Annotated in this window: 11 protein-coding genes and 1 pseudogene; 6 read left to right on the plus strand and 6 right to left on the minus strand. The window is 55.9% G+C overall.

Translation table 11 applies throughout. The features are described from left to right. Positions 1-5: 5 nt before the first annotated feature. From priA to Q0336_RS03750, 4 genes are read right to left on the minus strand one after another with little or no spacing between them, the layout of a single operon-like run. Complete coding sequence (priA, locus tag Q0336_RS03735; RefSeq protein WP_298525854.1) at positions 6-2,504, minus strand: primosomal protein N'; 2,499 nt, start codon at positions 2,502-2,504, stop codon at positions 6-8. Continuing rightward, positions 2,492-3,538: an aminotransferase class I/II-fold pyridoxal phosphate-dependent enzyme gene (locus Q0336_RS03740; RefSeq protein WP_298525856.1), complete on the minus strand. Its 1,047-nt coding sequence runs from the start codon at positions 3,536-3,538 to the stop codon at positions 2,492-2,494. The genes priA and Q0336_RS03740 overlap by 13 nt, the downstream gene beginning before the upstream one ends. After that, positions 3,535-5,025 (minus strand): cobyric acid synthase, encoded by a 1,491-nt coding sequence (locus Q0336_RS03745; RefSeq protein ID WP_298525858.1) that lies wholly within the window; start codon positions 5,023-5,025, stop codon positions 3,535-3,537. Before Q0336_RS03745 ends, Q0336_RS03740 begins: the two co-directional genes overlap by 4 nt. A 1-nt stretch (position 5,026) precedes the next feature. Continuing rightward, positions 5,027-5,611: a cob(I)yrinic acid a,c-diamide adenosyltransferase gene (locus Q0336_RS03750; RefSeq protein WP_298525860.1), complete on the minus strand. Its 585-nt coding sequence runs from the start codon at positions 5,609-5,611 to the stop codon at positions 5,027-5,029. 512 nt (positions 5,612-6,123) lie between these two features. Here Q0336_RS03750 and Q0336_RS03755 point away from each other — a divergent pair. From Q0336_RS03755 to Q0336_RS03765, 3 genes are read left to right on the plus strand one after another with little or no spacing between them, the layout of a single operon-like run. After that, positions 6,124-6,387 carry a DUF4492 domain-containing protein gene (locus Q0336_RS03755; RefSeq protein WP_298525862.1) on the plus strand — a complete coding sequence of 88 codons (264 nt, stop codon included), beginning with the start codon at positions 6,124-6,126 and terminating at the stop codon, positions 6,385-6,387. Between the two features lie 57 nt (positions 6,388-6,444). Next, on the plus strand, positions 6,445-8,025 hold the full coding sequence (locus Q0336_RS03760; RefSeq protein WP_298525864.1) for a cytochrome ubiquinol oxidase subunit I: 1,581 nt from the start codon (positions 6,445-6,447) through the stop codon (positions 8,023-8,025). A gap of 45 nt (positions 8,026-8,070) precedes the next feature. Next, complete coding sequence (locus tag Q0336_RS03765) at positions 8,071-9,255, plus strand: cytochrome d ubiquinol oxidase subunit II (protein WP_298525866.1); 1,185 nt, start codon at positions 8,071-8,073, stop codon at positions 9,253-9,255. 111 nt (positions 9,256-9,366) lie between these two features. On the opposite strand, the gene ribD is transcribed toward Q0336_RS03765, so the two are convergent. Continuing rightward, positions 9,367-10,371: a bifunctional diaminohydroxyphosphoribosylaminopyrimidine deaminase/5-amino-6-(5-phosphoribosylamino)uracil reductase RibD gene (gene ribD / locus Q0336_RS03770; protein WP_298525868.1), complete on the minus strand. Its 1,005-nt coding sequence runs from the start codon at positions 10,369-10,371 to the stop codon at positions 9,367-9,369. A 22-nt stretch (positions 10,372-10,393) separates the two neighbouring features. On the opposite strand from ribD, the gene Q0336_RS03775 reads away from it, so the two are divergent. From Q0336_RS03775 to Q0336_RS03785, 3 genes are read left to right on the plus strand one after another with little or no spacing between them, the layout of a single operon-like run. Then, the gene (locus Q0336_RS03775) at positions 10,394-11,293 is read left to right on the plus strand and encodes a HemK/PrmC family methyltransferase (protein ID WP_298525870.1); all 900 of its coding nucleotides are present in this window, start codon (positions 10,394-10,396) and stop codon (positions 11,291-11,293) included. Between the two features lie 8 nt (positions 11,294-11,301). After that, positions 11,302-11,805 carry a regulatory protein RecX gene (locus Q0336_RS03780; protein WP_298525872.1) on the plus strand — a complete coding sequence of 168 codons (504 nt, stop codon included), beginning with the start codon at positions 11,302-11,304 and terminating at the stop codon, positions 11,803-11,805. Continuing rightward, positions 11,786-12,505 (plus strand): phosphoribosyltransferase family protein, encoded by a 720-nt coding sequence (locus tag Q0336_RS03785; RefSeq protein ID WP_298525873.1) that lies wholly within the window; start codon positions 11,786-11,788, stop codon positions 12,503-12,505. Before Q0336_RS03780 ends, Q0336_RS03785 begins: the two co-directional genes overlap by 20 nt. A 180-nt stretch (positions 12,506-12,685) precedes the next feature. On the opposite strand, the pseudogene Q0336_RS03790 reads toward Q0336_RS03785, so the two are convergent. Then, positions 12,686-13,455 (minus strand): annotated as a pseudogene (locus Q0336_RS03790) (carbamoyl phosphate synthase large subunit); the annotation flags it as partial.

A 13,455-nucleotide genomic window follows, 5' to 3' on the forward strand; every position in this document is an offset into this window, starting at 1 on the left:
TACTCTTATAGTGGATCTACATCGTAGTAGATCTGTAGGCGTGTGCTCTCCGGTACGGATAGGCGTAGCTGGTGCAGAGCGGATACAAAGGCCTCTCGCTCCTCCCGATACGACTGTCGGAAGGGACGGCGGATGACGATCTGTCTCAGATAGTAGCCTTCGATACGTCCTACGTGGGGTGTCTGCGGGTCCGTCACTCGTTCTCCTGGGAGAAGGGCTTGTAGGTAGCGAGAGAGCACCAACGAAGCAGAGGAGAGCAGTCGCTCATCCTTGCCCTTCAACCAAAGATGAGTCAAGCGTGTGAAGGGTGGGAATGAAGTAGCTTCTCGCTCTGCCAAGATCCCCGACATGAAGGCATCATAATCCCCCTCTCGAAGAGCTCGCACAAAGGGAGTCTCAGGATCATTGGTCTGCAGAAGGAAGGTCGGGAGGCTCTCCTTCGTCCCTCGTGTACGCTGTCTTAGCTGGTGGAGAAGCTGGTAGGCTCGCTCCTGAGAGCGGAAGTCGGGGACACCCAGCACAGCATCCAGCTGGACGACTGCGATCAGTCCCAGATCATCCCATATCGGTTGGTTACGGATCAGTTGGGTACCGAGAAGGATCTCGGCCGAACCTGATTCGATCCGCTCCAATAGCTCAAGTTGCTTCTTCCTCGAAGCAAGCGTATCGCTATCGATACGAAGTACCTCTAGGCTCGGTAGTTGCTCTCCGAGCTCCTCCTCCACTCGCTCGATCCCATACCCGACTTGTCTTAGGGCAGGCTTCATCCCCTGCTTCGACGTGACCTCGGTAGCACCACAGTGTGGGCATGCCTCGGGAAGAGGCTCTACATGCCCGCAGTAATGACAGAGGAGGGCCTGTCGTGAGCGATGGTAGGTGAGGCTCACATCACAGTTGGGGCAGAGGATGCGCTGCTGGCAAGCGTCGCAGTGGATGTAGGGTGCGTAGCCTCTGCGATTTTGGAGGAGAAGGACTTTCTTCCCTCGGGCGACAGTATCCTTGATGCGCTCGATGAGGTAAGGGGTAAGCGTATGTTGCCACGCCACCTCACGAAGCGAACGTAAGCGTCTGAGATGGATGGTCTCTATCGTAGGGAGAAGCACCTCCTCTGCGCTCGGAGAAGCAGCCTCAGGACGAAGGAGCTGGTACTTCCCTCGAAGGGCATGGAAGAGCACTTCCGCCGAAGGAGTCATGGAGGCGAGGAGCACCTGAGCTCCCGCCTCATGCGCTCGCCATAGAGCTACATCCCGAGCATGATAGCGGGGGGCAACAAGCTGTTGCTTGTAGAGATACTCCTGCTCCTCATCGATGATGACGAGCCTGAGGCGAGGCAGAGGTAGGTAGATCGCTGAGCGTGTCCCCACGACAAGGGCTGGGGTCGTAAGCTGGGAGAGGCGCATATAGGTCTCTACCCGTACGGCCTCACTGATGAGGCTATGATAGGGATAGTAGCACCCTGATGCTAATGCCTCCAGACGCTGGAGGAAACCAAAGGCCGAAGGGACTGAATGTACCGAAGGGGTGAGGTAGAGGACTTGGCCTCCCTCAGCTAGTGTACGGGCGATCTGAGCTAGGATATACTCTTCCTTAGCACTGACCTCCTCGGCATAGTAGAGGGTGACGGGATACGTCAGAGGGGGCACCTCGGATAGCGGTTGCTGCTCCGTCTCTGTGGCATGCTCCCGCAGGCGACTTTGGGGAGCTTCGATCTGCTCCAGTATTCCCTTGGCGATCAAGCTACGCAGCGGAGCGTCTCCCTGAGGGAGGGTCTCGAGGAGCATGGAGCGATGGAGACTTCCCTCTAGGCTCTGCCCTGTCCGCTCTAGACCTTGGATGAAGGCCGTGAGGAGCTCCGCCTGTCGAGGGGCTCGTCCGAGGGTATCGAAGACCGAGGCTAGGGCCTCTTCGTCCTTCTGGTAGCTCTGTGCTAGACGGAGATAACGAGCGACCTTGGGGCGATAGCGAGGCTGAAGTTGCTCATCGGGAAGGATCGCCCCTAAGGAGATGAGATGCAGGAGAGGTCGGGTGAGCCGTCGTCCTAGGAGATGCTCCAGACGCTCGGTAGAGACGGCCTTACCCCGCTGTGCGGTGAGCTGATCCAGGATCGAAAGCTCTACCTCCGAGAGGGGCTCCGTAGCCTCGAAGTCGGGATTTATGAGGAGCATCGTCTTGCTCTCTGGTAGAAGTCCCGAGGGCAGAGCATCACGAAGGACGGAGCCGATGGGACAGCAGTAGTAGTAAGCCATCCACTGCCAGAGACGGAGCGTCTCTAGGGCGAGGATGGGTCGAGCGTCAAGGATCTGCTCTACCTGCTTGTAGCTCCCACCTGCTTCCTCCTCCCATAGAGAGAAGACCATCCCCGTATAGTATCGCTTTCGTCCAAAGGGGACTACGACACGACAGCCCACCCCGAAGTCTGGAGCATCACAAAGGAGCTCTTCGGGGACGAGGTAGCTAAAGAGCCCCTCTAGGGCTAGGGGGATGATGACCTCTACTCGAAGCATGGGAGCGTAGTCGATGAGGATATGTCGGTGAGCGCCTCTATGAGGAGGTCATTCTCCTCGGGGCGCTGGGTAGCTATACGGATCGTTGGCTCGGAATAGCCAAAGTTCGTTGCGTCACGCACCAGAAGCCCATAGCGACGAGCTAGGAGTGTCTTGAGTGCAGCACCACTGGAGATGCTGGGATGGTCACAGTGCACGAGGAAGAAATGTGTCTCTGTAGGGCAAGGTCTGAAGTGCGGAAGCTCATCGATCGCCTGCCACAGCCGTCGGCACTCAGCGAAGAGGAGCGACTTATCGAGGAGGTCTGGGAAGCCCTGCTCCACGATCCATTCACCCGCAGCAATAGCGAGCGAAGCGACAGACCAAGGGGGAGCATAGGCACTTAGCTCCTCGATGACTTCCCGACGAGCCATGATGTAGCCCAGGCGGAGACCTGGCATCGCATAGCGCTTGGTGAGGGAAGCCACAAAGATCACATTGGGGAAGTGCTCCAGCGTCACTCGTGGATCGGGGAGCTCCGCCTCTGTGAAGTAGCTGTAGGAACTATCGATGACGAAGTAGATGTTCGGATAGCTCCGCCAGAGCCTCTGGAGCTCGGCGAGCGGATAGACTTCGCCCGTAGGATTGTTGGGGGAGCAAAGCCAGTAGAGCCCGAGTCGCTGATGCTCATGGGGATCTAGCTCCGTGAGCTGACACTGCTCCCGAGCAAAGAGAGCTCCCGTATCTCGGTACTCACTGAAGGTAGGTCGAGGCCCATAGTAGTGCGTCCTCGAGCGGTAGGTCTGCGCTAGGAGGTAGATCGCCTCGGTAGCTCCACTCGTCACGAGGACTTCATCCTCTGAGAGTCCATGGTGCGAGGATAGGGCTCTCCCGAGCGAAGAGGCTGTAGGATCTGGGTATGACCCGATGCAGTCGATCTGCTCCCTGAGATAGGCACGAAGGTCGTCTGCCGAGGTCAGACTCGTCACATTGGAGCTGAAGTTTGCCTTGATCCCTTCATAGCGATGAAGGTCATCTCCGTGTCCGTTCCTCATAGGGTCATGATCTGGTAGATACGCTCGAGGTCTACATGCTGTCGGAGATGCTCGGCGAGACGATCGTACTGCTCTTGCTTGAAGGCTTCGTAGTCCCAGCTCGCACCCGTGTCTTGGATGCGATCAGCGAAGGGGCGAAGCAGATAGTCCACGAAGACCGCATTGTCGAGGATCCCGTGGAGGTAGGTACCCATGCAGTGGGTGCCAGCTAGATAGCCCTCCTCACGACCATCGGACATGCGTACTAGGGGAGAAGGCTCAAAGCCCTCGACGACACGACTCTGCCCCATGTGGATCTCGTAGCCCGTGCAGGGTGCGGGATCATCAAGGAGGGTGAAGCTAGCCTGTGTCGTGACCTTCTCGGCCGCCATCTCGGTGGTGATGGGCAGGAGCCCTAGACCAGGGAGGCGGTGGAGCTCACCCTCGACACCATGGGGATCGATGACCTCCTGCCCGAGGATCTGATAGCCGCCACAGATCCCGAGGATGGTCTTCCCCGCACGATGAGCACGGACGATCGCTTGCGCTACCCCATTGCGTCGTAGCTCGTAGAGGTCGGAGAGGGTGCTCTTGCTTCCTGGGACGATGATGATGTCTGCACTCTGGAGCTCCTCGACATTATTGGTATAGAAGAGGTGGATCCGTTCATCCTGCTCCAGACGGGCGAAGTCGGTATAGTTGGAGATATAGCGTAGGAGGACGACGGCGATATTCACCTTGCCCTGCTGGGAGGAGAAGGCACGCCGAGAGAGCGCTACCGAATCTTCCTCCTCGATATGTACATCCGTGAGATAGGGGACGACCCCGAGGACGGGTACTCCACAGAGCTCCTCGAGGAGCTTGCGTCCCTCGTCAAAGAGTCGGAGATCGCCTCTGAACTTATTGATGATCACCCCTGCGATGAGGCTACGATACTCGGGCTTCTGAAGCATCACGGAGCCGTAGACCGAGGCGAAGACTCCCCCACGATCGATATCAGCCACGAGGATGACTCGAGCTCCTGCATAGGCTGCCATAGGCATGTTGACGATGTCCGAATCCTGAAGATTGAGTTCGGAGATACTCCCTGCCCCCTCCATCACGATGGGGCAGTAGCGAGCCTTCAGTCGATCGAAGGCGGCATGCACCTCTCCTCTGAGTTCGCCTCGCCCGACGGTACGGAAGTACTGATAGGCATCCTTGTTGCCTATGGGGCGACCATGGAGGATCACCTGCGAGGTCTTATCTGAGCTCGGCTTCAGGAGGACGGGATTCATATCCGTATGGCAGGGTATCCCTGCGGCTTCGGCTTGTACCGCTTGGGCACGACCGAGCTCAAGCCCCTCCTCGGTGACGAAGGAATTGAGTGCCATATTCTGCGCCTTGAATGGGGCTGGATGATAGCCATCCTGCAGGAAGATGCGGCAGAAGCCTGCCGTGAGGATGCTCTTGCCGACATCACTCCCCGTACCGACGAACATCAGCGGGGCAAGCTCTTGATGCTTCATATTACTCACCTTCCTTCTTGCGCTTACGTTTGTAGCTAAAGGCCTGCCAGCGATCCTCGGGCCAGCCCTGCTGGTTCATCTCCCATTTAGTAGAGACGAAGAGCCAGTCGCTCATACGATTGACCCAAGGGATCAGTCCCTCGGGGAGGGGATCAAGGCGGTCAAGGGTCCAGAGCCGTCGCTCAGCTCGGCGGGCGACCGTTCGTGCCAGCTGCATCTCCGCCGAGAGAGGGGTCCCTCCAGGGAGGATAAAGAAGCCATTCTCAGGAAGCTCCTTCATCAGTCGGGCCGTCTCAGCCTCCAGCTCCTCGACCCATGACAGCTCGAAGTGATTAGGATTCTCCTCTCTACGTTCACTCCGAGTAGCGATGAGGCTCATGGCCTGCATGATACGCATCTGCACCTCACCGAAGAAGCGATGTCGGGGATCCTCCATTGAGAGGTGCGAGCGGATAAGCCCTAGATGAGCATTCAGCTCATCCATCGTACCATTGGCCTCGATACGTATATCATCTTTGGGGACACGTTCACCACCGAAAATACCTGTGGTGCCCCGATCCCCGGTCTTGGTCATTATTCTTGCCATGCTGTCGATAAAGAGTTCAGGCCACTAGAGCCTAAACAAAAATAAGTTAATTTCCACGGATAGCCTTTGCCCCAGACGCTCACGGCGCTTGACTCAGCCCGAGTAAGCAGATCCATAGCGAGGCATACATACCCCCTCCTAGGGACCCATGTATGGGGTACCGAGGCGACCCATTCATGGGGTACAAGAGCGACCCATGTATGGGTCACTTGAGGGAGCTATGAATGTGATCTACAAAGTGATCATCTAGGAAGAATGACGTCCAGAAATATATCTTCGTGATCAAACTTATCCTAAAGGATAACTGCTATCTAAAAGAGGGAAAAAGTAGCATCATCCATGGATGAATAAATTCCATAAATTACCCCATAGATAAAACCTATTGATATAAAAGGGGTAACTTCCTCGTCATCCTGCCATATTCTTAGGTCTAATCCCTAGTTTATTCCTATCTTTGCCCGAACAAATAAGTATAAGTAAGTAACACTCAAATTATATACCTCATCGACCTTATGCCGACTGAGACACCTAGACCAAATCCTTTCGTGCGTGCCTATCGCTTCTACCGTGATGGCTTCCGTGGCCTCACACCTACGAGCAAGAAGCTCTGGCTCATCATTGCACTCAAGCTCTTCATTATGTTTGCCATCCTACGGGTATTCTTCTTCCCCAATCACGTGAAGCAGCAGGCCGCAGAGCAACATATAGATAAGTCTGAGTTCGTCGGAAGCGAACTCCTTGACCGCCGAGCACCAGGGGACACACTCCCCCACTAAGTTGGACACATCACTTAGACCGAATATAAATTCTCAAGTACAAATAACTATTTACACATGGATGTAGAATCATTAGTCTCTTGGTCACGAGCGCAATTTGCGCTGACGGCCATGTATCACTGGCTCTTCGTCCCGCTGACCCTAGGTCTCGGCGTCATCATGTCGCTGGCGGAGACGAAATACTATCGTAGCGGTGACGAATTCTGGAAGAAGTCGGCCCAGTTCTGGCAGAAGCTCTTCGGGATCAACTTCGCCATCGGTGTCGCTACTGGGATCATCCTAGAGTTCCAGTTCGGTACCAACTGGTCGAACTACAGCTGGTTCGTCGGTGACATCTTCGGCGCACCTCTGGCTATCGAAGGGATCCTCGCCTTCTTCATGGAGTCGACCTTCATCGCCGTGATGTTCTTCGGATGGGGCAAGGTCAGCAAGGGCTTCCACTTAGCCTCCAGCTGGCTCACCATCATCGGAGCAACGATCTCTGCGGTATGGATCCTCGTCGCTAATGCTTGGATGCAGAACCCTCAGGGGATGGTCTTCAACCCCGAGACGATGCGCAACGAGATGAACGACTTCTGGGCCGTAGCCCTCTCCCCCACGGCGATCGTGAAGTTTCTTCACACAGTGACCTCGTCCTGGACGCTGGGTACCTTCTTCGCCCTCGGAGTCTGTGCTCTCTATCTCCTGCGTAAGCGCAATGTAGAGTTCGCTCGTCGCAACCTCAAGATCATCGCTCCCTTCGGTCTCGTAGCAGCTCTGCTGACGGCTATGACGGGGCACAGCTCTGCTGTCGATGTCGCTACCAACCAGCCCATGAAGCTCGCCGCCATGGAGGCCATCTATGACACGGGTAAGTGCACCAGCGAAGGCTGCACTGAGAATGGCGAAGGTGTCGGTCTCGGTATCATCGGCCTGCTCAATCCCGACAAGCAGCTTCCCGATGATGGTAAGCCCTCTCACCTCTTCAACATCGAGGCTCCCCGCCTCCTCTCCTTCATGGTAGCAGGCACGGGTACGCACTACGTCCCAGGGATCAACAACATCCTCGAGGGGGGCTATCGTCAGCCAGACGGGCAGACGGCTCTATCGATCGAAGAGAAGATGCGTCGTGGTCGTATCGCTATCGATGCCCTCAACGCCTTCCGTGCAGCGAGCAAGGCTGGTGATAGCATCTCCGCTGAGCAGCACCGAGCTGTGCTGATGGAGCACTTCCCCTACTATGGCTATGGCTACTTCACCAGCAAGTATGAGACCATGCCCAACGTGCCTCTCACGTACTACTCCTTCCGCATCATGGTCGGTCTAGGTGGCGCCTTCATCCTGCTCCTCCTGATCCTGACCTGGTACGCCTACAAGCGCAATGACAAGATCGAGTCTACACGCTGGCTCCTCTGGACCTCGCTCATCCTCACCCCTCTGGCATGGATCGCTAGTGAAGCCGGCTGGGTCGTAGCTGAGGTAGGACGCCAACCCTGGACGATCCAGAACCTCCTCCCTGTCAAGGCCGCTATCTCGAAGATCGAAGCCTCCTCGGTGATGATCACCTTCACGCTCTTCTTCCTCCTCTTCACGATCATGCTCGTCGCTGAGATCAACATCATGCGCAAGGCGATCAAGCAGGGGCCAGATAAGCACTAAGCCTCCCTGACGAAGTACATTTATTATCTAAGCAAACGATCAATTATGGACTACGCATTCTTCCAAGAATACTGGTGGCTCTTAGTCTCTGTCCTCGGGGCTCTTCTCGTCTTCCTCCTCTTCGTCCAGGGGGGACAATCACTCTTCTTCAGCATCGGCAAGGAGCAGGTGGAGCGCAAGCTCCTCGTGAACTCCGTCGGGCGTAAGTGGGAGTTCACCTTCACGACCCTTGTGGTCTTCGGTGGGGGCTTCTTCGCCTCCTTCCCCCTCTTCTACTCGACGAGCTTCGGTGGAGCTTACTGGGTGTGGATGCTCATCCTCTTCTGCTTCATCATCCAGGCAGTCTCCTACGAGTATCAGAATAAGAATGGGAACGTGCTCGGTAGCCGTACCTACCAGATCTTCCTCTTCATCAATGGGCTCCTGGCTCCTATCCTCCTCGGAGCAGCCGTCTCGACCTTCTTCACGGGATCGACCTTCGTGGTGAACCGTGATGCCATCGCAGACCTCTCCGGAGCTAACCAGATCATCTCTCAGTGGCTCCCCTACAAGGGTCTCCAGCTCCACGGACTAGAGGCAGTGCTCAACGTCTGGAATGTCGTCTTCGGCCTAGCCGTCTTCTTCCTCTCCCGCACGACAGCGCTTCTCTTCTTCATCAACAACATCGATGATGAGACGATCTACAAGCGTTCGCGCAGTGCCCTCCCTTGGAATGCGGCTGCCTTCCTCCTCCTCTTCCTCGCTTGGCTCTTCTTCCTACTGACTAAGCAGGGCTTTGGCTATGATCCTGCTCACCCTGAGGTCACCTTCCTCGTCGACTACAAGTACTGGCTCAATCTCATCGAGATGCCCGCCGTCTTCGCCGTCTTCTTCATCGGGGTAGTCCTCGTGCTAGCAGGGATCCTGCTGACGCTCCTCAAGGAGGGATTCCGCAAGGGGATCTGGCTCGAGGGTATCGGTGTCGTACTGACGGCTCTGGCTCTGCTACTCATCGCTGGGTGGAACAATACCTCCTTCTACCCCGCCTATAGCCCTGAGATGCCCGAGATCATCAATAACTCGCTGAACATCCGCAATAGCTCATCCAGCCCCTTCACCCTCAAGGCGATGAGCGTGGTCTCACTCCTCATCCCCTTCGTCCTGGCATATATCGTCTATGCTTGGCGTGCCCTTGACCTACACAAGATCACGAGAAAGGAGATCCTCGACCCCAATGGTCACAACTACTAGGAGCATGAGGATCTAATCCTCACTCCCCGTACCAACGAACTTGCCCCAAGGTGACTGAGCGTATAAGCTCGCACCTTGGGGCAAGTCCTTTATATATAGTAGGTCGATCCCCTACTCTAGGTCTCTGATAGCAGGGGCAGGTACTCCCCTACCTAGAGGGCGAGGGCTCACCTCGATGAGGAGCTGATCATAGAGCTGACTCTCGAGGAAGCACTCCAGTGTCGAAGCACCTCCCTCGACAAGGAGCGACTGCACCCCCTTTCGGTGTAGGAGCGACAGCAAGACCGAGGCCTCAATGCGCTCCCCCTCTAGCTCTAGGTAGCGTACACCCTCCATAGGCTCAGCTGGAGGCTCTACTCCACAAAGGTAGATCACCCAAGTAGGAGCAAGCTGATCCCTAAAGAGTCTAAGGTCGTGGGGAAGTTGTAAGCGAGGATCTAGGACGATGCGTAGTGGGCTCTTCCCGTACCACAGACGATTGGTGAGCTGAGGATCATCCAGCAGGGCTGTCCTATATCCTACGAGGATGGCATCGTGTCGCATCCGCTCGGCATGCACCAGACGCTGCTGCAGGGGCGAACTGAAGATCACGGGGCTCATCGTACGATCCTCACGGAGGCGGTCGATGAAGCCATCCATGCTCTGAGCCCACTTCAGTGTGACGAAGGGGCGGTGCTTCGTCTGTGCTGTGATGAAGGGAGCATTGAGGCGCAGAGCCTCTTCCTCCAGTACTCCGACGATGACTTCTACCCCTGCTTCTCTTAGGAGCTGTATGCCTCTACCCGAGACCCGAGGGAAGGGATCTTGTGTAGCCACTACTACCCGAGGGATGCGCTCTCGGATAATGAGCTCTGCGCAGGGAGGAGTCTTCCCATGGTGCGAGCAAGGCTCTAGCGTCACGTAGAGTGTAGACTGGGGAAGGAGGTCACGCGCTTGTACACTGGCTACGGCCATGACCTCAGCGTGGGGCATACCACTACGATGATGATACCCCTCACCGATGATTCGTCCCTCGTGGACGAGGACAGCTCCGACCATGGGATTGGGTGCAGTAGACCCCATCCCCAGTGATGCTAGCTCTAGAGCTCGGAGCATGTAGCGCTCATCATCTGTCATCTGTATTCGCTATATTTGCTTTATGGTGGATACGATTCGATCATTCGAGTATGTAGCTCAAGAGCATCTCTCGAAGCTCTATGACCCTTCGGAGAGCAGAGAGATCACTCGTCAGCTACTTGAGGAAGTCCTAGACTGCTCTAGGACGCACCTGCTTCTCCTAGACAAAGATACACTTTTATCCCCTCTGGAGGCGGGGAGACTAGAGCGTATGCTCCACGAGCTCTCTCAGGGTAGTCCCCTGCAGTACACCCTGGGCTATACCCTCTTCGCAGGACAACGCATACAGGTGGCTCCTGGGGTGCTCATTCCTCGTCCAGAGACAGAGGAACTCATTGAGCTCATCCTTCAGCACCCTAAGAGCCAAGCCTCTCAGCGTCTCCTCGACGTAGGTACGGGGAGTGGCTGTATCGCTCATGCTCTCACGGCACTCCTACCCGAGGTCTCAGAGAGCTTCGCTATCGAAGTCTCTAGCGGAGCCATACCTATAGCTCAGCGGAACTTCGAGGCACTTCGTGAGGAGACAGGCCGTCATATCACCCTATGGAAGAAGGATCTCTTCGCCCTCGTCGAGGAGCATACTCCCCCCAGCACTCCCTTTGACCTCATCGTCAGCAATCCCCCCTATATCCATCCCGATGAGGCTATGGAGATGACACCACAAGTCCTCCTCCATGAGCCCCATCTAGCGCTATTTGCCCCCGAAGCTTCACCTATTATTTACTACCTCGCTCTAGGAGCTCTCATCCAGCAGGGCTACCTTCGCTCGGGTGGGAGCCTTTGGGTCGAACTCAACCCCCTCTATGCTCTCCAGACGGAGCAAGCACTCCAAAAGATCGTCGGCAAAGAGCACTGCTCTACCCAGCTCATCAGCGACCTAAGTGGGAAGGAGCGCTTCCTCCACCTCATCTACCACGCCTAGCACCGACCATGAAGCAAGAGCTCACTCTTGACCAAGCCTACACACGTCTCACGACCTACTGCGCCCGTAGTGAGCACTCTCCCGAAGATATCCGTAGGAAGCTCTACTCATGGGGGCTCCCTATGGAGGAAGCTCCTGCTATCCTTGAGCGACTTGAGCGGGAAGGCTTCCTCAGCTCAGAGCGCTTTGCTCGAGCCTTTGTCCGAGACAAGTACCGCTTCAATGGCTGGGGCATGATCCGCATACGTGCAGAGCTCAAGCGTCACAGGATCCCTTCCGACCTCATCGAACAAGCGATCGAAGAGCTTACCGAAGAAGCGGGCGATGAGACACAGGAGCGCCTACATACACTTCTTACGAGTAAGCTCCGTAGCCTCCCCAAGTCTCTAGAGAAGAGGAAAGTGTGGGAGCGTCTTCTTCGCTTCGGAGCTTATCGAGGCTTTGCCTATGACGAGGTGCAGAGCGTGATCCAAGAGCTCCTAGGCCATGACTATGATGAAGACGAGCTTTAGGACGATCCTATCCTTCCTCACAGATCTCGTCTACCCCCGTACTTGCGCCCTCTGTGGGATGCGCCTAGGGCTGAGAGAGCACTGCGTCTGCCTCGAGTGCGGTCAGCTCCTACCTCGCTACGACGAACTCTTCTCCCGTGCTAGCGAACGGCTTCTTGGCTCTCCCCTCTTTCGCTCGCTCTCAGCTCCCTTCACCTACCAGCATGGCTCTGCAGGCTATAAGCTCATCATTGCCCTCAAGTATCGGGGCTATGCCGAGATAGCCGACTTCATCGTGCGGACGGCACTGACGGAAGGGCGACTCCAGCCCGCTGTCGGCACTATTGACCTGATCCTCCCCGTACCCATCGAAGACACTCGCCTAGAGAAGAGAGGCTACAATCAAGCTGCTCTCCTAGCTCAAGCACTCAGCACCCACTACTACCACGTCCCTTGTCGGGAGGACCTCCTTCTTCGCCATCGGAAGAGCCATTCACAGACGACCCTCCATCGAGAAGAGCGCATGGAGAATGCTCAGAAGGCCTTCTATCTAACACCCCACCGCAAGCGACTAGACGAACTCAGGGGAAAACACATCCTCCTCGTTGATGATATTCTGACCACGGGATCGACGCTCCTCTCACTCTGCGATCTCCTAGAGTCGTGTGGTGTCCGTGAGGTGCATGTCTTCGTATCTGCCGTAGCGCTCCCAAGGCTCTAGGAGCTTTCCCCCTCACCTATATCTAGGCATCCTCCCAAGGCATCGCCGAGTAAGAACTCAACTTCCTGCCCTAGACATACGACTGCCCTCAAAAGATTAGCCCCAAGGCTCTGTGCTAGAGTCTTGGGGCCAATCCTTTGGGTAAGTGGCATCCAGCCACTCTAGGAGCGAAGAAGCAAACTACTTGTACTCTGCCCAGCTCTTGATCTGAAGCTCCTCAATGGGGAGCGTGCAGAAGGCTGTGATGAAGGCAGAGGCAAGACGAGCATTCGTCAAGAGGGGGATATTGAGGTCGATCGCTGCACGACGTAGACGGTAGCCATTGGTCAGTTCCCCAGCGGTGAGGTTCTTATTGATATTGACCACCATGTCTATCTTCTTCTCATGGAGCAGGTCGAGGGCCTGAGGGTGCTTCCCTTCGTCGGTAGGCCAGAAGACCACAGTTGATGGGATGCCATTCTCAGCAAGCATATCGTGCGTACCCTGTGTAGCATAGAGCTCATAGCCTCGCTCGTGCAGGAGATGCGCAGCATCAAGCATATCGACCTTCTGCTTGTAGCCACCCGTAGAGAGTAGTACTGACCGCTTCGGGATACGATAGCCAACGGAGAGCATGGACTTGAGGATAGCCTCATTGGTATCATCCCCAAGACAGCCTACCTCCCCAGTGCTCATCATATCGACACCAAGCACGGGGTCAGCCTTCTGAAGACGAGCGAAAGAGAACTGCGAAGCCTTGATCCCCACATAGTCCAGATCGAAGGCGCTCTTATTGGGCTTCTCTACACGCTGCCCCAGCATGATGCGGGTAGCTAGCTCGATGAAGTTGATCTTGAGTACCTTACTCACGAAGGGGAAGCTACGTGAAGCACGAAGGTTACACTCGATGACCATGATCTCATTGTCACGAGCCATATACTGGATGTTGAACGTACCGTTGATGTGGAGGG

Source organism: uncultured Porphyromonas sp. (genome assembly GCF_938039215.1).
GTDB lineage: Bacteria > Bacteroidota > Bacteroidia > Bacteroidales > Porphyromonadaceae > Porphyromonas.